At 62.7% G+C, this 18,223-nt stretch carries 17 protein-coding genes and 1 tRNA gene; 13 read left to right on the forward strand and 5 right to left on the reverse strand.

The genetic code is table 11. The features are described from left to right. Positions 1-134 precede the first annotated feature (134 nt). From dapA to Q9451_RS09445, 8 genes are all read left to right on the forward strand, one after another. Complete coding sequence (gene dapA, locus Q9451_RS09410) at positions 135-1,022, forward strand: 4-hydroxy-tetrahydrodipicolinate synthase (protein ID WP_012273750.1); 888 nt, start codon at positions 135-137, stop codon at positions 1,020-1,022. A 15-nt stretch (positions 1,023-1,037) separates the two neighbouring features. Further along, positions 1,038-2,159 carry an outer membrane protein assembly factor BamC gene (gene bamC / locus Q9451_RS09415; protein ID WP_012273749.1) on the forward strand — a complete coding sequence of 374 codons (1,122 nt, stop codon included), beginning with the start codon at positions 1,038-1,040 and terminating at the stop codon, positions 2,157-2,159. Then, positions 2,160-2,918: an MBL fold metallo-hydrolase gene (locus Q9451_RS09420; protein ID WP_012273748.1), complete on the forward strand. Its 759-nt coding sequence runs from the start codon at positions 2,160-2,162 to the stop codon at positions 2,916-2,918. Positions 2,919-2,948: 30 nt separating this feature from the next. Next, entirely contained in the window at positions 2,949-3,659 is a 711-nt protein-coding gene (purC, locus tag Q9451_RS09425; protein ID WP_012273747.1) for a phosphoribosylaminoimidazolesuccinocarboxamide synthase, read from the forward strand. Positions 3,660-3,750: 91 nt separating this feature from the next. Continuing rightward, positions 3,751-3,840: transfer RNA gene (locus Q9451_RS09430), tRNA-Ser, on the forward strand. 468 nt (positions 3,841-4,308) lie between these two features. Beyond that, positions 4,309-5,169: an SH3 domain-containing protein gene (locus tag Q9451_RS09435; protein ID WP_012273717.1), complete on the forward strand. Its 861-nt coding sequence runs from the start codon at positions 4,309-4,311 to the stop codon at positions 5,167-5,169. An 8-nt stretch (positions 5,170-5,177) separates the two neighbouring features. Next, positions 5,178-7,091 (forward strand): hypothetical protein, encoded by a 1,914-nt coding sequence (locus Q9451_RS09440; RefSeq protein ID WP_012273716.1) that lies wholly within the window; start codon positions 5,178-5,180, stop codon positions 7,089-7,091. Between the two features lie 10 nt (positions 7,092-7,101). Beyond that, positions 7,102-8,310 carry a hypothetical protein gene (locus Q9451_RS09445; RefSeq protein WP_345960908.1) on the forward strand — a complete coding sequence of 403 codons (1,209 nt, stop codon included), beginning with the start codon at positions 7,102-7,104 and terminating at the stop codon, positions 8,308-8,310. A 102-nt stretch (positions 8,311-8,412) separates the two neighbouring features. On the opposite strand, the gene Q9451_RS09450 is transcribed toward Q9451_RS09445, so the two are convergent. Next, the gene (locus Q9451_RS09450) at positions 8,413-9,030 is read right to left on the reverse strand and encodes a LysE family transporter (RefSeq protein ID WP_012273714.1); all 618 of its coding nucleotides are present in this window, start codon (positions 9,028-9,030) and stop codon (positions 8,413-8,415) included. A gap of 188 nt (positions 9,031-9,218) precedes the next feature. Here Q9451_RS09450 and Q9451_RS09455 point away from each other — a divergent pair, with 188 nt between their 5' ends. From Q9451_RS09455 to Q9451_RS09470, 4 genes are all read left to right on the forward strand, one after another. Then, positions 9,219-9,410, forward strand: a complete 192-nt coding sequence (locus Q9451_RS09455) for a YhfL family protein (RefSeq protein ID WP_003254720.1) — start codon at positions 9,219-9,221, stop codon at positions 9,408-9,410. Positions 9,411-9,737: 327 nt separating this feature from the next. After that, entirely contained in the window at positions 9,738-11,375 is a 1,638-nt protein-coding gene (mqo, locus tag Q9451_RS09460; protein WP_012273713.1) for a malate dehydrogenase (quinone), read from the forward strand. Positions 11,376-11,549: 174 nt separating this feature from the next. After that, positions 11,550-12,194, forward strand: coding sequence for a hypothetical protein (locus Q9451_RS09465; RefSeq protein WP_012273712.1), 645 nt, complete (start codon positions 11,550-11,552; stop codon positions 12,192-12,194). Next, the gene (locus tag Q9451_RS09470) at positions 12,194-12,817 is read left to right on the forward strand and encodes a MarR family transcriptional regulator (RefSeq protein WP_012273711.1); all 624 of its coding nucleotides are present in this window, start codon (positions 12,194-12,196) and stop codon (positions 12,815-12,817) included. Before Q9451_RS09465 ends, Q9451_RS09470 begins: the two co-directional genes overlap by 1 nt. Positions 12,818-12,821: 4 nt before the next feature. Here Q9451_RS09470 and Q9451_RS09475 read toward each other — a convergent pair whose 3' ends face one another. Next, a complete protein-coding gene (locus tag Q9451_RS09475; protein WP_012273710.1) occupies positions 12,822-13,157 on the reverse strand; it encodes a helix-turn-helix domain-containing protein in 336 nt (111 codons plus the stop codon). A gap of 49 nt (positions 13,158-13,206) precedes the next feature. On the opposite strand from Q9451_RS09475, the gene xenA reads away from it, so the two are divergent. Beyond that, complete coding sequence (gene xenA, locus Q9451_RS09480) at positions 13,207-14,298, forward strand: xenobiotic reductase XenA (RefSeq protein WP_345960909.1); 1,092 nt, start codon at positions 13,207-13,209, stop codon at positions 14,296-14,298. A 33-nt stretch (positions 14,299-14,331) separates the two neighbouring features. On the opposite strand, the gene Q9451_RS09485 is transcribed toward xenA, so the two are convergent. The 3 genes from Q9451_RS09485 to Q9451_RS09495 form a co-directional block, all read right to left on the reverse strand. Continuing rightward, positions 14,332-15,579, reverse strand: a complete 1,248-nt coding sequence (locus tag Q9451_RS09485) for an FAD-dependent oxidoreductase (RefSeq protein WP_012273708.1) — start codon at positions 15,577-15,579, stop codon at positions 14,332-14,334. Between the two features lie 2 nt (positions 15,580-15,581). Continuing rightward, positions 15,582-17,159: an aldehyde dehydrogenase (NADP(+)) gene (locus Q9451_RS09490; RefSeq protein WP_012273707.1), complete on the reverse strand. Its 1,578-nt coding sequence runs from the start codon at positions 17,157-17,159 to the stop codon at positions 15,582-15,584. Between the two features lie 94 nt (positions 17,160-17,253). Continuing rightward, positions 17,254-18,201: a dihydrodipicolinate synthase family protein gene (locus Q9451_RS09495; RefSeq protein WP_012273706.1), complete on the reverse strand. Its 948-nt coding sequence runs from the start codon at positions 18,199-18,201 to the stop codon at positions 17,254-17,256. Positions 18,202-18,223 lie beyond the last annotated feature (22 nt).

The raw sequence follows: 18,223 nt of genomic DNA on the forward strand, positions 1-18,223 counted from the left end.
GCGCTGCACCGATCAAAGGATCAAGGGTAGCGAAATAAGGCGCCGAGGGGAATGCTCCGCCCGCCTGCTTCGCTTGTGCAAGGCCGATGCCCCCAGTACCATTACCGCTCTCTTTTTCCGGCAGGAGCAGTTACATGATTGCGGGCAGTATGGTGGCATTGGTCACACCCATGGATGCACAAGGGCGTCTTGATTGGGGCAGCCTCGACAAACTTGTAGACTTCCACCTGGAAAACGGCACCCATGCGATCGTCGCTGTCGGCACCACCGGTGAGTCCGCCACGCTGGATGTCGAAGAACACATCCTGGTCATCAAGCACGTGGTCGAGCGCGTCAAGCACAGCAAGAAGCCGATTCCGGTCATCGCCGGCACCGGTGCCAACTCCACCGCCGAAGCCGTGCACCTGACCCAGAACGCCAAGAATGCCGGCGCTGACGCCTGCCTGCTGGTCGTGCCGTACTACAACAAGCCGACGCAAGAAGGCCTGTACCAGCACTTCAAGCACATTGCCGAAGCCGTCGACATTCCGCAGATCCTCTATAACGTACCCGGCCGCACCTCCTGCGACATGCAGGCCGAGACCGTGATCCGCCTGTCGACCGTGCCGAACATCATCGGCATCAAGGAAGCCACCGGCGACCTGGTTCGCGCCAAGGCCATCCTCGATGGCGTCAGCAAGGACTTCATCGTCATGTCCGGCGACGACCCGACGGCCGTCGAGCTGATCCTGATGGGCGGCAAGGGCAACATTTCGGTCACCGCCAACGTCGCCCCGCGCGAAATGGCCGACCTGTGCGAGGCCGCCCTTGAGGGCAATGCCGAGAAGGCCCGTGCAATCAACGAAAAACTCATGCCGCTGCACAAAGACCTGTTCTGCGAAGCCAACCCGATCCCGGTGAAATGGGCGCTCGTTGAAATGGGCCTGATGCACAAAGGCATTCGCCTGCCACTGACCTGGCTGAGCGAAGGCTGCCACGAAAAAGTCCGTACTGCCTTGCGCCAGTCCGGCGTACTGGTTTAAGAGGAAGTACACCGCATGAAGCGACTGGCTGGTCTTTCCGCCCTTGCCCTGATCATTTCCAGCACCAGTGGGTGTGGTTGGCTGTGGGGCGAGGATGGCTATTTCCGCGACCGTGGCAGCGACTACCTGCAGGCGCACCCGACCGCGCCCATGCAGCTGCCGCCGGACGCCAGCAACGTCAAGCGTCTTGACCCGCTGCTGCCGATTCCGCGTAACGTTGCCGACGATAATGTTGCTGGCGAGTTCGAAGTGCCGCGCCCGCAACCGCTGACCGGCGGTGCCGCCCAGGTCACCGACTACAGCCTGCAACGCAGTGGCAGCAGCCGTTGGGTACTGGCCCAGCATTCGCCAGCCGAAGTGTGGCCGGTAGCGCGCCAGTTCTTCGAGGACAACGGCTTCCGCATTGCCGAAGAACGCCCACAGACGGGTGAGTTCAACACTACCTGGCAGCGTTTCGATGAACTGTCGGCATCGCTTGGCCAGCGTCTGGCCAGCACTGCCAGCAGCGGTGACAGCGAAGTGCGCGTACGTGTGCGCATGGAGCCTGGCGTGCAGCGCAACACCTCCGAAGTGTACGTGGTCAGCGTCGAGCGCCCGGCTGGCAGCACGGCCGACCCTGCGTTCCCGTCCTCGTCCAGCAACACCGGTGCCGATGCCTTGCTGGTCGACGAAATGCTTGCCAGCATGAACCGCAGCGCCGAGAAAGGCGGTTCGGTGTCGCTGCTGGCCGCGCGCGATTTCGACGCGCCAAGCCGCGTCAGCCTGAGCGAAGACGGAAGCGGCAACCCGGTGCTGTACCTGGGCTCTGACCTGGACCGCGCCTGGTCTGGCGTGGGCCGTGCCCTGGAACAGGGTGGCGAGTGGCGTGTCGAAGACATCAACCGCAGCCTGGGCCTGTACTACATCAACCTGTCCGAAAAGCCTGACGACAAGCAGAACCAGCCTGGCTTCTTTAGCCGCATGTTCGGCAGCGAGCCGACCAAGGAAGAGCGTGAAGCCCGTGCCGAGCGCTACCAGGTTCGCCTGAGCAAGGTGGGTGAGAGCGTGCAGGTCACGGTCGAGAAAAACATCAACACCGTGGCTCCGGCCGATGTCGCCCGCCGCGTGCTGAGCGCCATTCAGGACCACCTGGGCTAAGTGCGCTTCGCGGTACTCGGAAGCGGTAGCCAAGGGAACGGCACGCTGATCGCCAGTGGTGACACGTTCATCCTGGTCGATTGCGGCTTTTCCCTACGCGAAACCGAGCGGCGCCTGGCGCTGCTCGGTGTGTCGGCGGCCCAGCTCAGTGCAGTACTGGTCACCCACGAACATGCTGATCATGTGCATGGGGTCGGCTTGCTGTCACGGCGCTACAATGTACCGGTCTACCTCAGCCAAGGGACCTTGCGCGGCATGCGCAAGCCGGTGGAGGTGGCCGGTTTTCTCGCTTGTGGCGAAAGCCTGCGCATCGGCAGCCTGGAAGTGACTGCGGCGCGGGTCGAGCACGACGCCTACGAGCCATTGCAATACGTGGTCAGTGACGGCCAGCGACGCTTCGGCATGCTTACCGACCTGGGCTCGTACGACGCGTTGCTGCTGGAGCGCTACCAGGGCCTGGATGCACTGCTGATCGAGGCCAACCACTGCCGCGACCTGCTGGCGCGCGGTCACTACCCGGCCTTTTTGAAGCAGCGGGTAGGGGGCATGCAAGGGCATTTGAACAACCACCAGGCCGCGCGCCTGGTGCACGAGTTGGGCTGGAGCAACCTGCAACACCTGGTGCTGGCCCACCTCAGCAGCAAGAACAACCTGCCACACTTGGCCCGCCAGTGCTTCGTCGATACCCTCGGGTGCGACCCGGACTGGCTCCAGGTGGCGAATCAGGAACACGGGCTCGACTGGCGCGAAATCGCCTAGCCCAACACCTCAAGCAAGCGGAGCCCAATCATGGAAAAACGCGACGAACTCTACCGCGGCAAGGCCAAATCGGTTTTCAAGACCGACGACGCCGACCGCTTGATCCTGCTGTTCCGTAACGACACTTCGGCGTTCGACGGCAAGCGTATCGAACAACTCGACCGCAAAGGCATGGTGAACAACAAGTTCAACGCCTTCATCATGCAGAAACTGGAAGAAGCCGGCGTGCCGACCCAGTTCGACAAGCTGCTGGGCGACAACGAGTGCCTGGTGAAGAAACTGGACATGATCCCGGTCGAGTGCGTGGTGCGCAACTACGCCGCCGGCAGCCTGGTCAAGCGTCTGGGCGTGGAGGAGGGCATCAAGCTGGAGCCGTCCACCTTCGAACTGTTCCTGAAGAACGACGAGAAGGGCGACCCCTTCATCAACGAATCCCACGTTGTTGCGTTCGGCTGGGGCACCGCCGAGCAGTTGGTCGAAATGAAAAAGCTGTCGCTGAAGGTCAACGAAGTGCTGAGCAAGCTCTTCGATGACGCCGGCCTGCTGCTGGTCGACTTCAAGCTGGAGTTCGGCGTATTCCACGGCCAAATCGTGCTGGGCGACGAGTTCAGCCCGGACGGCTGCCGCCTGTGGGACAAGGAAACCCGCAAGAAGATGGACAAAGACCGCTTCCGTCAGGGCCTGGGCGACGTGATCGAAGCCTACGAAGAAGTTGCCAAGCGCCTGGGCGTGCCGCTGTAAGCGGCGCGTTCACGCAAGCGCCTGATACCACGCGATTTTTTTTAAAAAAAGGTTTGCGTTTTAAAAGAACGCTGGTATGATGCGCGGCATTGGAGAGATGCCGGAGTGGTCGAACGGGACGGATTCGAAATCCGTTGTACTGGCAACAGTACCTAGGGTTCAAATCCCTATCTCTCCGCCATACAAGATGAAGCCCCTGAAAGCGAAAGCTTTCAGGGGCTTTTTCGTTGTGCCTTGTTTTGCATCATTCCAAATTCAGCATCATTCAGCAGTGCCTTGGTCCTTTCGCGAAACAGAGCCGCTCCTGCAACTATGTCGACTAAGCCGAGACAGAGCGGTTTCTCGCAACATTTTGTCTTGAACTGTCAACGGCACCTTGCGCTACAATGCGGGCCTCTAATACGCCACTCACGCCCAGGCCAAACGCCGTAATGATTACGCGCGCTGGGCGATGACCTCTTCCTGACATGGATTCGTTGGATGCTTCGCGCCGTACTGGTCTTCCTCTACGCCCTTCGTTCGACGGCTAAATTGCCGTCCGCGTCCAGTGCTGCCAGCTCACTCATAAAACCGCACAACGTCGAATGCTGCCGCCAGATCCTGGCTGCGGTACGCGGCTGTGCGCCCCACCGAAAATGGAGTGCTCCACTTGCGTAAGAAATTCGTCGCGTCCCTTCTGGCGGTCGCCATCGCCTCTACCACGGCCTGTGCACAGCTCGGGATCAGCAAAGAGCAAGCGGGCACCGTGATTGGTGGCCTGGCCGGTGTGGCCATCGGCTCGACCATGGGCAGTGGCAACGGCAAGATCGCCGCAGCCCTGATCGCCGGTGGCATTGGTGCCTACGTGGGCAACCGCATCGGTCACATGCTGGACGAGAAGGACCAGCAGGCCCTGGCGCTGCGCACCCAGGAAGTGTTGAGCCAGCAGCAGGCTACCGCCAGCGCCCAGCCAGTTACCTGGAAGTCCGACCACTCGGGTGCTACCGCGCAGATCGTGCCGGGCAAGGAATACACCCAGACCAAGAAGGTCGAGGTCAAGCGCGCGCCGAAGATCCAGGCGGTGCCGTCGATGAAGTTGATCAACGAGCCCTACGTGACCGTCAGCGACAACCTGAACGTGCGTGCCGCACCCAACCAGAGTGGCGAGAAAGTTGGCAGCCTGAAAAACCACACCGAGTTCACCGCCGTCGGCTCCACCGGTGACTGGATCCTGGTCGGGCGCAAGGGCGTGACCGTGGGTTACGTGCACAAGAACTACGTCGAGCCCAAGGCGCAGGCCGTGGCCAAGCGTGTGACGCCAGCGGTGAACCTGGACGAGCTGGACGTTGCCGCCAGCAAGGAAACCCAAGGCTTCGACCTGGATTCGGTGCAGTCGCTGCCGACCGAAACGGTCGCCGCCGAAGCCGCCTGCCGCCCGGTCACGGTCAGCCTGAAATCGCAAAGCGGCCAGACCGAGCAAGAGCAGAACACCTTCTGCAAACAAGCCAACGGCACCTGGGAACTGATCTGAGGAACTCCATGAAAAAGCACGCGCTCGCGCTGGCTGTGGTCGGCGCTTGTGGTCTGGTACCGCAGGCGTTCGCCCACGAGCTGGCCTTCTCGAAGAAAGAAAACATCAAGGTCGAAGTACCTGGGGACGCCGCCACCTGGTGCAAACCCGAGGTTGAGCTGACCATCACCCGCCCGGCCTGGGACAAGCAGGAGCTGCTGTCGGGGCTGCTGACCAAGCTGCCGTTCGTGTTCGCCAAGGACTGCGCGACCGCCAAGGTGAGCTGGAAGGCGGTTGACGCCAAGGGCAACCTTTACGCCAGCGGTTCGGGCAATGCCACCAACCTGGGCCTGGTGACCCTGGCCGTCGCGCCTGCCGCTGCATCAGCTGCACCAGCACCAGCACCAGCACCAGCACCAGCACCAGCACCAGCACCAGCACCTGCTCCGGCCGTTGCTGCCCTGGCCCCGGCTGCACCCGCTGTACCTGCGCCAGCAGAAGCCCCGGCAGCCGTTGCCGCTGCGCCGGCGCCTGCTGTAGTTGAACCAGCGCCTGCAAAAGCAGAGGTGGCCCCGGCCCCGGTGGTTGCTGCAGAACCCGCGCCAGCCCCCGTTGCCGAAACCCCGGTAGCAGCCCCAGTCGCACCGCCTGTTCCAGCACCTGCTGATGCGGTAGCCGCTGCCCCAACCTCGGACTTCGGCCGCGCCGTGGTCCTGCAAAACCGCAACCTGATGCAGGTAACGGATGGCACAGGCTGCAAATGGGTGCTTAGCACCTCGATCATCAGCGACGGCGACACCCTGTCGTTCGGCACTACCCCGGTGATGCCGTGCCCGGCCTCCGGCTTTGGTGAAGGCAGCTTCGAAAAAATCAGCTGGAAGGCCGTTGGCACCTACCGTGGCGACAACTGGACCCGCGTATACGCTCACCCCAGCGGGCTGATCTTCAACAAGAACCTCGAATCTGCAGTGAAGGACAAGGCCGTTTCCTACCTCACGGCGGATGCTGACCAGGCCGCGTTCCTGGTGGGCGAGATCCCCAGCCGGCAGATGAAGGTGTACCTGACCTTCACCCGTTCCAGCTACGGCGTGCTCCGCCCGTTCAGCAGCGATCCGTACTACGTTGCCGTAACGCCTGACGAGTCGTTCGCCCTGGACGCGGCCAAGTACAAGGAAGCCGCCCTGGAAATCTTCGACCTGATCAAGGCCACCTCGCCGACCACCACCGATGTGGCCAACCTGTTCATCGTCAAAGATATTTCGGCGATTACGAACAGCATGTGGGGCAACGACGCGCAGAAGATCACTCGCAACCGCATCGGCATCACCCGCCAAGGCCTGTTCTTCGATGTGCGCGAGGGTGCCAACTGGGCGGTTCAACGAGAGCAGCAGCGTGTGCGTGAAGAACGTCAGCGTCAACAGGAGCTGGCCCGCGTGCACACCCGAGTGCTGGAACGCTACCAGCAGCTGCAAGACGGCATGAGCGACTTCAAGGGGCGCGAAACCGAGGCGCTGGCGCAAATGGCTGGCATCAAGGTGCGTTTCGCTTCGCCGCTGGCGCAGCAAGACCCTGCGACCTCGGCCCGCGTTGCGCCAATGATGGTGCACGTTACCGGCAAGAAGGGCGATTTCTACACCCTCGACTTCCCGAGCAAGGGCCGCCTGGTGGCGGACGAGGAGTACAGCGAAGGCTGGTACGTGACCCAGGTCGCCAACGCCACGCCGTACTACCCGCTGGACGATGGCCGCGCCGTGCCCACCTACCGTGCCTACAGCGCAGGTGAACCCGAGGCCTGCCAGCAGGACCACTGTGCCGACCGTGTGTCGTTCGGCGCCGTGCTGGCCAAGGAATTCCCCAACGCCGGTATCGATTTCAGCTGGACCCCCGAGGTCTCCCAAAAGTACGTGAACGACTGGAACAACGCTTCCGCCATGGTCCAGTGAGGCAAACACCATGATCAAACAGATGAACAAGAAGCAGCTGCTGATTGGCGGTGTAGCCGCGGCGGTGCTGGTGCTCGGTGGTGGCTATGCGATGGTCTCCAGCTCGGGCAAGAAGGCTGCGCTGGCCTACTACGAGGACTTCAAGAAGCGCTATTTCCTTGAAGATGTACTGTCTGAGGGCGACATTTCCTATTCGGCGTTCTCTGGCAACCTGACAGTCGCCGACCCCGAAATCCGCGTCGCTGCGGCCCAGACCAATGGCGCCCAGCAGTTCATGCGCGGCCTGACCAGCTTGATGGAATCGGCTCGCGGTGGTTCGCCGGAGGAGGGCTTGGCAGGTTGGGCCAAGTACCAGCTCAATGTCAGCCGCAATGTCGCCGGCATATACCTCAAAGCCGATACGCTGAAACTGGCCCATGACGGCGACAGCAAGGACGGCACCCTTCACATCCAATTGCTGGGCATGCAGATGGCCAACCCCTTCGTTGCCAGCAAGGGCGCCGAAGTGGTGCTGGTGGCTGATGTCAGCGACGAGATCCAGCCGCGCGCCGAGCTGGCCGCCAATGGTCGGGCCACTGAGTCGAGCTTCGATTGGGGTGCCAACATGGCGGTACGCCAGCCGGTTACTGGCGCGTTCCTGGTCAGCAGCACGGGTGATTTTGGCACCACGGTCGACTTGGATTTCACCCTCATGCGCTCCAGTGATGGTGAAGGTTCGATGGCGTTTGTGGTAACCCACCGTAACGATGGCTCCAAGGTGGGTGAGATCGTACGCAAGGCCGACTTCCAGTCGCTGCCGGAGCTGGACGATGTCGAAACCCAGCTCAAGAGTGCCTTGAGCGCCATGTTGATCGGGGCATACAGCCCGTACACCGGCCAGGCCGTTTTGGCCGAAGCGGTAAGTGGCTTTGCGCGCAAGGCGAAGGTGGAGAACTACAGCGTGAGCTACAGCGGCTTCAAACCGCTGAAAGAGGCTTACAGCGACTTCCAGCAGAGTGTACCGAAGGCGAAGTTCGCGGCTTTCTGCGAAGAAGTTGGCTTGTCGTCGTGGAGCAGTGATTTCGGCGCCAAGGGCAAGAACCACAGCGATTCGGAATGTGCCATTGGGCAGAAGCTGGTCGAGGAAGGCAAGTTCGAAGAGCAGTACACGTTCAAGGAAGGCAAGAGCCTGTTTGCGGCGTTGTTCGTGAGCAAGGCATATCAGCTGGAAACCAATTGATTGGGTAGTCGCTGATTGAACAAGCCCCCGGGAACTGTGAGTTGCCGGGGGCTTTTTTTTGCTTTGGAATTTTGGGGCCGCATGGGGCGCGCCCGAGGGGCCTCAGCGCATGGCGGCCAATTTAATGCCAAACCCCACCAGACAAATGCCCGCCAGCCGCTCGAACAGGTTGCTGATCTTTGGGTTGGCGCGCATGCGTTCGGCCAGTCGGTGAGTCAGTACCACGGCAATCAACCCGTACAGGAACGTGATCACCGCCACCGTCGCCGCCATGAAGCCGAAAGTCACCAGCCCCTGGTGTTTCAATGGGTCGATGAACAGTGGGAAGAATGCCATGTAGAACATGATCGCCTTGGGGTTGAGCAGGGTGATCAGCATGGTCTGGCGCAAGTACTGGCCGTTGTCCATGCGGCTGGTGCGTGGCGCGTCACCTGGTTTGCTCAGCAGCATGCGCAGGCCGAGATAGGCCAGGTACGCAGCGCCCGCCCACTGCACCACATGGAAGGCTGCCGGGTAGGTGGCCAGCAACGTGGCGACGCCGGCTACTGCCAGCCACAATAGCACCTGGTCACCGACGATCACCCCACAGGTCGCAGCCAGGCCTGCTTTGATACCGCCTTTGCCAGTGGCGGTGATCAGCGCGAAATTGCCCGGGCCGGGAATGGCCAACAGAATGATGAAGGCGATGACGAATGCGCCGTAGTCGGTAACGCCAAGCATGGTGAACTCCTGTAGGGCAGTGCAAAGGCAGAGTATGACTATCGTCGCCAACGGCGTGCTTTACAACCGGTTGTTGCGTCTTCGCAAAGCATCAATGCCACCCGCGACTTGGATCCAATGCTCAGGTTCTGTATCATCCCGGCGCCATCAGACGATGGCCGAAGATGATTCATTTAAAGGACTGAGTAATGAAAAAGCTGTTCAAGGCCACCGTAGCCGTTGCTGTCGTTTCGGGTGTTGCCCTGCTGTCGGGTTGCACTGGCCAGGTTTACAACCAACCAAAAAACTGCACCTACGACTACCTGTTCCACCCTTCGGTTTCCATCTCCAAGATCATCGGTGGCTGCGGCCCAATCGATAAACTGCCTCAGCAGCAGTAATCTTGGCGGTACCCTGATCGCGACGCTTGCGGCGTGATCCAAGGCCCCCGGTCATGCAAATGGCCGGGGGTTTTTGTTTTTGGCGTGGCATTCTGCCGCTGGGGCAACCCGTCGCCTTGACGCAAGGACCTGCAATTTGTTTGTGCTGGCATTTCAGATACAATCGGAAAAACGATTCAGCCTTGTCGGTCAATTCGACAAAAGCCCGGGTCGTTTTTTGGTTCTCTGGCTGCTGAACAATGATCAACAACAAGCCTGCGCTGAAGAACACGCTTTACCGGGGCCAGCCACAGGCCCTCACTCTGTTCTCCTGACTGGAATTGATCAATGTTCAAGAAAGCTGGCAAGACCTTGCTGGGTCTGGCTGTCGCTGCAAGCGTCATGCAAGCGCACGCCGTAGAAACCAAGAAAGTAGACGTGCTGCTGGTCGGCGGCGGCATCATGAGCTCCACCCTGGCCGTGTGGCTGCACGAGCTGGAGCCAAGCTGGTCGATGGAAATGGTCGAGCGCCTGGACGGCGTGGCCGAAGAAAGCTCCAACGGCTGGAACAACGCCGGTACCGGCCACTCCGCGCTGGCCGAGCTGAACTACACCCCGGAAGACAAAGACGGCAACGTCAACATCACCAAGGCCATCGAAATCAACGAAGCCTTCCAGATCTCCCGCCAGTTCTGGTCGTGGCAGGTCCGCCAGGGCGTGCTGAAGAACCCGCACTCGTTCATCAACACCACCCCGCACATGAGCTTCGTCTGGGGCGATGACAACATCAAGTTCCTCAAGAAGCGCTACGACGCACTGCAGGCCAGCCCGCTGTTCCGCCCGATGCAGTACTCCGAGGACCACGCGCAGATCGCCAAGTGGGTCCCGCTGATGATGGAAGGCCGCGACCCGAACCAGAAGCTGGCCGTGACCTGGACGCCAATCGGCACTGACGTCAACTTCGGCGAGATCACCCGCCAGTTCGTTGGCCATCTGCAGACCCAGAAAGGCTTCGACCTGAAGCTGTCCAGCGAAGTGCAGGACATCACCCGCAACAAGGACGGCTCCTGGCACGTCGAGTACAAGAACCTGAAGGACGGTACCGAGTCGGCCACCGACGCCAAGTTCCTGTTCATCGGTGCTGGCGGTGGCGCACTGAAGCTGTTGCAGAAGTCGGGCATTCCGGAAGCCAAGGAATACGCAGGCTTCCCGGTGGGTGGTTCGTTCCTGGTGACCGAGAACCCGACCGTGGCCATGCAGCACATGGCCAAGGCCTACGGCATCGCCTCGACCGGTGCGCCACCCATGTCGGTACCGCACCTGGACACCCGCGTGCTGGACGGCAAGCGCGTGATCCTGTTTGGCCCGTTCGCCACTTTCTCGACCAAGTTCCTGAAGAACGGCTCGTACCTGGACCTGCTCAGCAGCACCACTACCCACAACGTGTGGCCGATGACCAAAGTCGGTATCGAGCAGTACCCACTGGTCGAGTACCTCGCTGGCCAGCTGATGCTGTCTGACGATGACCGCTTCGAAGCGCTGCGCACCTACTTCCCGAACGCCAAGAAGGAAGACTGGCGCCTGTGGCAGGCCGGCCAGCGTGTACAAATCATCAAGCGTGATGCCGAGAAGGGCGGCGTACTGAAGCTGGGCACTGAAGTGGTAGCCTCCGAAGACCGCACCATCGCGGGCCTGCTGGGTGCATCGCCAGGTGCTTCGACTGCTGCGCCGATCATGCTGAACGTGCTGGAAACCGTGTTCAAGGAGAAGGTCGCTACCCCAGAGTGGCAGGCCAAGATCAAGGAAATCGTGCCCAGCTACGGCACCAAGCTGAACGACTCGGCAGCGGCCACTCAGAAAGAGTGGAACTACACCGCTGAAGTGCTGCAGCTGGAGAAACCGCCGGTGATCGACGCCAGCGTCGACTTCGGTGGCGCTGCTGGCCAGCCGGTCGAGAGCAAGCCTGAGAACGACATGGCGCTGTAATCAGCAGCCTTGTCGTGATCCAAAGCCACGGGGGTGACCTCGTGGCTTTTTTGTTGTCTGTTTGGGCCTGTCCGCAGGAAACCACTGATCGGAAACCTGTTCGCCGACCAATAAAAACATATTTTGATGCTTAAATTAATCTTGTCAGTCGATCCCCTCCAGGAGGGTGCCGTCATGAATACCAAGATTGCCGCCTTACTGCTGCTGGCCCTGTGCGCCCAGCCGGCATGGAGCCAGAGCTACGCCTACTCCAGCACACCCCCCGCCACCAAACCCGCCGAATCCGCTGCAATGACCACGCGCATGGCCCTGCGCGACCTGTGGGTCGAGCACATCTTCTGGGTTCGCAACTACGCCGTGGCCAACCAGGCCGGCAACGCCAAGCAGGCTGAAGTCGCCGCCAATGAGGTGGTCAGCGACGCGACCCGAATCGCCAACAGCATCGCGCCGTTATACGGCCAGCCCGCTGCCGACCAGTTGCTGAAACTGTTGGCCGGCCACTGGGGCGCGATCAAGCACTACAGCGATGCCACCGTGGCCAAGGACAAGAAGGGCCAGCAAGCTGGCGTCGACGAGCTGACCAGCAATGCCAAGGCCATCGCGGCGTTCCTGGCCAAGGCCAACCCAAACCTGCCCGAGGCGACCCTGCTTACATTGCTCAGCGCCCACGGTGGCCACCATGTGACGCAGATCGATCAGTTGGCGGCCGGTGACTATACGGGCGAAGCGCGCACCTGGGGGATGATGCGCGAGCATATTCTGACCCTGTCCGATGCCATCGCTGCGGCGCTGGTCAAACAGTTCCCGGACAAGTTCTGATGCTCGAGGGACTGGGCCGTACCCAACAGGACCTGCTCCACGCGTTGCTGCACCAGCCAGCCGGCATGAGTATCGACGACCTGGCGCAAGCCCTGGCCATTACCCGCACGGCGGTACGCCAGCACCTGGCCGCGCTGGAGCGTGATGGCCTGGTCAAGCGCGGCGCCACCCGGCCTACCGGGCGGCGCCCGGAGCAGTTGCATGAGCTGACTGATCTTGCCCGCGAGCAGTTTCCCCGGCAGTACCCGCTACTGGCGAATCTGCTGATTGGTGAGGTGGCAGGGTTGCTAGGCCAGGAGGCACTGCTGGCGCTGATGCGCCAACTGGGGCGCAAGCTGGCGGCGGACCTTGAACACAAGGTGGTGGATGAAGCACGCATCGTCGAGCACATGAACAATGCCGGCTATGAAGCGCAGGTGTTCTTCCGCTCGGGGGGGGCGCCGCAGATCGTGGCGCACAATTGTGTGTTCCATCATTTGGCCAAGGCGCATCCGGTGGTGTGCGAGCTTGATCTGGCGCTGATCGGGGCGCTGGGTGGGGCCGATGTCAGCCATGAGGAGTGCATGCTCAGGGGAGGGCAGGTGTGCCGGTTTGCGCTGGCCCATCCAGAACCGGCAGGCTGACAGGTCACACCTGGCGCAGTATGCACGCCAGCAACCCAGGGAACCGCTCATCCAGCATTTCGCTGCGCAGTGAATTCATATGGGTAGTGCCCACATTGCGGGTTTGTACCAACCCAGCATCACGCAAAACGCGGAAGTGGTGGGACATGCTCGACTTCGGCCGCCCCCCGTCCAGTTCGCCACAGCTGGCCTCTGCCACGCCGGCCAGATGGCGGACGATTTCCAGGCGCACGGGGTCGCTGAGCGCATAGAGCAGGCGTTCGAGGATCAGGTCTTCAGGGTTGGGATGTTTATAGGCTCGCATGCCCGACATGATAACGGGGGTTTCATTAATTGCCATAGTTCGATTATGATCGAACAACAGTATTCAAATGAACCCGGAGTTTCCCATGTCCGCACTGTTCGAACCCTACACCCTCAAAGACGTCACCCTGCGTAACCGCATTGCCATTCCGCCGATGTGCCAATACATGGCCGAAGACGGCATGATCAACGACTGGCACCACGTGCACCTGGCCGGCCTGGCCCGTGGTGGTGCCGGCCTGTTGGTGGTCGAGGCCACTGCGGTGGCGCCGGAAGGGCGCATTACCCCCGGTTGTGCCGGTATCTGGAACGATGCCCACGCCCAGGCCTTCGTGCCAGTGGTGCAGGCCATCAAGGCGGCAGGCTCCGTGCCGGGTATCCAGATCGCCCACGCCGGGCGCAAGGCCAGCGCCAACCGCCCATGGGAAGGTGATGATCATATTGCCGCCGACGATGCCCGTGGCTGGGAAACCATTGCCCCGTCGGCCATCGCATTTGGCGCGCATCTGCCGAAAGTGCCGCGCGAGATGACCCTGGACGACATCGCCCGGGTCAAGCAGGACTTTGTCGATGCCGCTCGCCGTGCGCGCGATGCCGGCTTCGAGTGGATCGAGCTGCACTTTGCCCATGGTTACCTGGGCCAGAGCTTCTTCTCCGAGCACTCCAACAAGCGTACCGATGCCTACGGTGGCAGCTTCGACAACCGTAGCCGCTTCCTGCTGGAAACCCTGGCCGCAGTGCGTGAAGTGTGGCCGGAAAACCTGCCGCTGACCGCGCGTTTCGGTGTGCTGGAATACGATGGCCGCGACGAGCAGACCCTGGAAGAGTCGATCGAACTGGCGCGCCGCTTCAAGGCCGGCGGCCTTGACCTGCTGAGCGTGAGTGTCGGCTTCACCATTCCCGAGACCAACATCCCGTGGGGCCCGGCGTTCATGGGGCCGATTGCCGAGCGTGTGCGCCGTGAGGCGAAGCTGCCGGTGACTTCGGCGTGGGGCTTTGGCACACCGCAGTTGGCGGAAGGGGCTTTGCAGGCCAACCAACTGGACTTGGTTTCGGTAGGGCGTGCGCACCTGGCCGACCCGCACTGGGCGTACTTTGCAGCCAAGGAGCTGGGGGTGGAGAAAGCCTCCTGGACCTTGCCGGCGCCGTATGCGCACTGGCTCGAGCGTTATCGCTGAGTGATGCCGGGGGCCGCACAGCGGCCCTCGAATCTAGAAGCGATCCAACCGGTAGGCTGCCATCTCATGCCCACGGGCCCGCTCAGCCAACCGCCCCATCCATTCCGCCGTCACCGCTGCTTGGGTCAACCCCAGGTGCTGATGCCCGAACGCCAACAGCACCCGCCCATCACACACCCGGTCGATCACTGGCAATGAATCTGGCAACGAAGGCCTGAAGCCCATCCACGGTGTCGCCCCTTCGACGCTCAGGTCTTGTCGGAACAACCCCTTGCTCAGCCGGTGCAATTGCCACGCCCGTTGCATGCTCGGCGGCGCCTCCAACCCGGCGAACTCCACCGTGCCAGCCAGGCGCAAGCCTTCGGCCATGGGCGTCATGATGAACTTGCGTTCAAGCGAGGTGACTGCAAACGGCAGGCGCTGGTGCTCACCCGGCAACATCAGGTGGTAGCCGCGCTCTGTGTCCAGCGGTACCCGCTTGCCAGTCAGCGCGGCGGTCAGTTTCGCAGAATGCGCACCACAGCTGATCAGCACCTGGCGAGCATCGAGCGTGCCCTTGTCGCTGGCCAGGCTGACCCCGCCACTGTGCAGTTGCCCACCCTCCACCTGCGCCTGGACAAAGCGCACGCCACTGGCCTTGGCCGCTTCGAACAGTTCGCACACTACCCGGTACGGGTCGATGAAGTGCCCGGTCTTGGGGAAGAACAGCCCGCCCAGCAATGATGGGCTCAATTGTGGCGCCGCTTCGCGCACGGCCTCGGCCGACCAGAAACTCACCGGTACCGCCTGCTGGCGCATGCGTGCGCGCAACGCCTCCAGCGCCTGGCGCGACTCGGGCCGTTCGAACACCAGCAACGAGCCATCCTCCTGGAACAGTTCGCTGCGCCCGATTGAGCCCAGCAACCGCTGCCAGGCGCCCAGGCTGCCTTCGTTCAAGGTGCGGATGCCCGCCACGCTGCGCTGGAACGGCGCCGCTCGCAGGTTGAGCAGCAGCCGGGTGAACCACGGCATGGCCTTGGGCAAGTACTTCCAGTCCAGGCGCAGCGGGCCCATCGGGTCTAGCAGCATGCGGGGCAAGCGCTTGAGGATGGACAGGTCGGCAATCGGGAACACTTGTTCAGTGGCCAGGTGCCCGGCATTGCCATAGGACGCGCCAAGGCCTGGCGCCTGGCGGTCGATCAGCGTTACCCGGCGGCCCTGACGGGCCAGCTGCAGGGCGCAGGCGACGCCGACGATGCCGGCGCCCACCACGGCGATGTCGGTTTCAGCGGTTTCGACCATGCTCAGCCTTCCCGTTTACCATCAAGCAGGCGCCGCAGCCGCAGCGGGTTGCCGTGCTGCAACGCGTGCGGCAGCAGCGCATCGGGGAAGTCCTGGTAGCACACCGGGCGCAGGAAACGCAGGATCGCTGCCGTGCCCACCGAGGTGGTACGGGCATCGGAGGTGGCCGGGAATGGCCCGCCATGCACCATCGCATCGCACACCTCGACGCCGGTCGGCCAACCATTGACCAGTATGCGCCCGGCCTTGCGCTCAAGGGTCGGCAGCAGGGCGCGGGCGCTGTCGATGTCGGCCTCGTCCAGCTGCAGGGTGGCGGTCAGTTGACCTTCAAGGTGCTCGGCTACCTGGCGGACCTGCTCGTCACTGTCGCAGGCCACGATCAGCGACGCTGCGCCGAACACTTCAGCCTGCAACGCCGGGTCGGCGAGGAAGGCCTCGGCCTGGGTCACGAACAGCTGTGCCTGGCACTGATTGGGGCTGTGGCTGGCCGGGCCGCAGGCGGTGGCCTGGGCATTGGCGTTGGCCGCAAGCGCAGCGACGCCGGCCTGGTAGGCGTCAAATATGCCCGGCGTGAGCATGGTTTGCGCAGCAGCCTGCTGCACATGCCCACTGGCTGCTGCGACAAACCGCTGCAACGCCGGCCCCTGGCGAGCGATTACCAGGCCGGGGTTGGTGCAGAACTGGCCGGCGCCTTGGGTCAGCGAAGCGACGAAACCTTGTGCCAGTGCTTCGGCACGGGCCTGCAGCGCGGCGTCGAACAGAAACACCGGGTTGATCGAGCTCATTTCGGCATACACCGGGATTGGCTCCGGGCGCGCCTGGGCGGCCTGGCACAGCGCCACGCCGCCACTGCGCGAGCCGGTAAAGCCAACGGCTTTGATACGCGGGTCGCTGACCAGGGCAATGCCCACTTCGCGACCCGAGCCGTACAGCAGCGAAAACACACCGGCTGGCAAGCCGCATTGTTTCACGGCTTGCGCCACCGCCCGGCCGACCAGTTCGCTGGTGCCTGGGTGGGCGCTGTGGGCCTTGACGACCACAGGGCAGCCAGCAGCCAAAGCCGAGGCTGTGTCGCCACCGGCCACCGAGAATGCCAGCGGGAAGTTGCTGGCGCCGAACACGGCTACCGGCCCCAGGGCCACCTGGCGCTGGCGCAGGTCGGCGCGCGGCAGTGGCTGGCGTTCGGGCAGGGCGTTGTCGACCCGCACATCCAGCCATTCGCCAGCCCGTACCACTCGGGCGAAGGTGCGCAACTGGGTGCAGGTGCGGCCACGTTCGCCCTGTATGCGTGCCTTGGGCAGGCCGGTTTCGGCCACGGCGCGGTCGATCAGGGCATCGCCCAGTGCCTCGATCTGCGTGGCGATGGTTTCGAGGAACTGTGCCCGTTGTTCGAGCGAGGTTTCGCGGTAGGCATCGAACGCCGCCCAGGCCAGGGCGCAGGCCTGGGCCACGTGTTCGCCGGTGCCGCCCAGGTAGGCCGGTTCCAGCGCCTGGCCGGTGGCCGGGTCAATGGCGCGGATGGCTTGGCGGCTGCCGGTTACTGGCGTCTGGCCGATCAGCAGGTTGCCTGTCAGGGTCATGGAGCCTCCTTGGGAATCGATTGCAGGTGCATGGGGGACTGCTTGCAGTGTGGGTGCGGGCGTACCCGCGCCCACAGAGCAAGCAGTGGCTGCCTCAGGCCAGGTTCTGCTCGGCCGACCAGCTGGCGTACCAGCTACGGAACAGCGCGTACTGCTGCTCGGCATAGTTGCGCTGGGCGTCGGTCAGCACGTCGGTCTGGTTGAAGTGCAGGCTGTACTCGGTGTCGCCGTTCAGCACCATCAGGTGCTTGTAGTACAGCACCAGGTCGCAACCTTCATCGAACGACGACAGCACGGCCAGTGCCGCCTCCAGCTCGCGCGCCAGGCGGCGGGCACGGGCGTCGCCCTTGGCCGCCTGCTTGCTCAGGCTCACCAGCTGCAGCACTTCACGCGGCAGGGCGTTGCCGATGCCGGTGATGGCGCCGGTGGCGTTGCAGTTGACGAAGCCGTGCACCACTTGGGTATCCACGCCGACCATCAAGGTCACATCGTCGTCCTTGGAGGTGATGTGTTCGGCGGCATAGCGCAGGTCGGCGCCACCGCCGAATTCCTTGAAACCGATCAGGTTGGGGAACTCGCGGCGCAGCTCGAAGAACAGGTCGGCGCGGGTGGCGAAGCCGTAGTACGGGCTGTTGTAGATCACCGCTGGCAGCTTTGGTGCGGCGGCGAGAATGGCCGAGAAGTGGTGCTTCTGGGCGATCAACGAAGCGCCGCGGCTGAGCACGCGGGGGATGACCATCAGGCCGGCGGCGCCGACGCTGGCTGCGTGGGCGGCATGAGACACCGCTTCACGGGTGTTCACCGCGCCGGTGCCGACAATGGTTGGGATGCCGGCGGCCACCAGGCGCGCCACGCCTTCCTGGCGCTCGGCCTCGGTCAACAGTGGCCAGTCACCCATCGAACCGCAGTACACCACGGCGCTCATGCCGGCTTCGATGAGTTCGCGGCCTTTGCGCACCAGGGCGTCGAAGTCCGGCTTGCGCTCGGCGGTGCACGGGGTCATCAGGGCAGGCATGGTGCCGGTGAAGATGTTGTCGGTCATTGTTATCACTCCTAGCAGTATT

This window comes from Pseudomonas sp. NY8896 (genome assembly GCF_039634505.1).

Coding starts and splice junctions, on each gene's coding strand:
- purC (WP_012273747.1), top strand. CDS start 2,949: ATGGAAAAACGCGACGAACTCTACCGCGGCAAGGCCAAATCGGTTTTC.
- Q9451_RS09490 (WP_012273707.1), bottom strand. CDS start 17,159: ATGACCCTGACAGGCAACCTGCTGATCGGCCAGACGCCAGTAACCGGC.
- dapA (WP_012273750.1), top strand. CDS start 135: ATGATTGCGGGCAGTATGGTGGCATTGGTCACACCCATGGATGCACAA.
- Q9451_RS09475 (WP_012273710.1), bottom strand. CDS start 13,157: ATGGCAATTAATGAAACCCCCGTTATCATGTCGGGCATGCGAGCCTAT.
- Q9451_RS09470 (WP_012273711.1), top strand. CDS start 12,194: ATGCTCGAGGGACTGGGCCGTACCCAACAGGACCTGCTCCACGCGTTG.
- Q9451_RS09485 (WP_012273708.1), bottom strand. CDS start 15,579: ATGGTCGAAACCGCTGAAACCGACATCGCCGTGGTGGGCGCCGGCATC.
- xenA (WP_345960909.1), top strand. CDS start 13,207: ATGTCCGCACTGTTCGAACCCTACACCCTCAAAGACGTCACCCTGCGT.
- mqo (WP_012273713.1), top strand. CDS start 9,738: ATGTTCAAGAAAGCTGGCAAGACCTTGCTGGGTCTGGCTGTCGCTGCA.
- Q9451_RS09495 (WP_012273706.1), bottom strand. CDS start 18,201: ATGACCGACAACATCTTCACCGGCACCATGCCTGCCCTGATGACCCCG.
- Q9451_RS09455 (WP_003254720.1), top strand. CDS start 9,219: ATGAAAAAGCTGTTCAAGGCCACCGTAGCCGTTGCTGTCGTTTCGGGT.
- Q9451_RS09465 (WP_012273712.1), top strand. CDS start 11,550: ATGAATACCAAGATTGCCGCCTTACTGCTGCTGGCCCTGTGCGCCCAG.
- Q9451_RS09440 (WP_012273716.1), top strand. CDS start 5,178: ATGAAAAAGCACGCGCTCGCGCTGGCTGTGGTCGGCGCTTGTGGTCTG.
- Q9451_RS09450 (WP_012273714.1), bottom strand. CDS start 9,030: ATGCTTGGCGTTACCGACTACGGCGCATTCGTCATCGCCTTCATCATT.
- bamC (WP_012273749.1), top strand. CDS start 1,038: ATGAAGCGACTGGCTGGTCTTTCCGCCCTTGCCCTGATCATTTCCAGC.
- Q9451_RS09445 (WP_345960908.1), top strand. CDS start 7,102: ATGATCAAACAGATGAACAAGAAGCAGCTGCTGATTGGCGGTGTAGCC.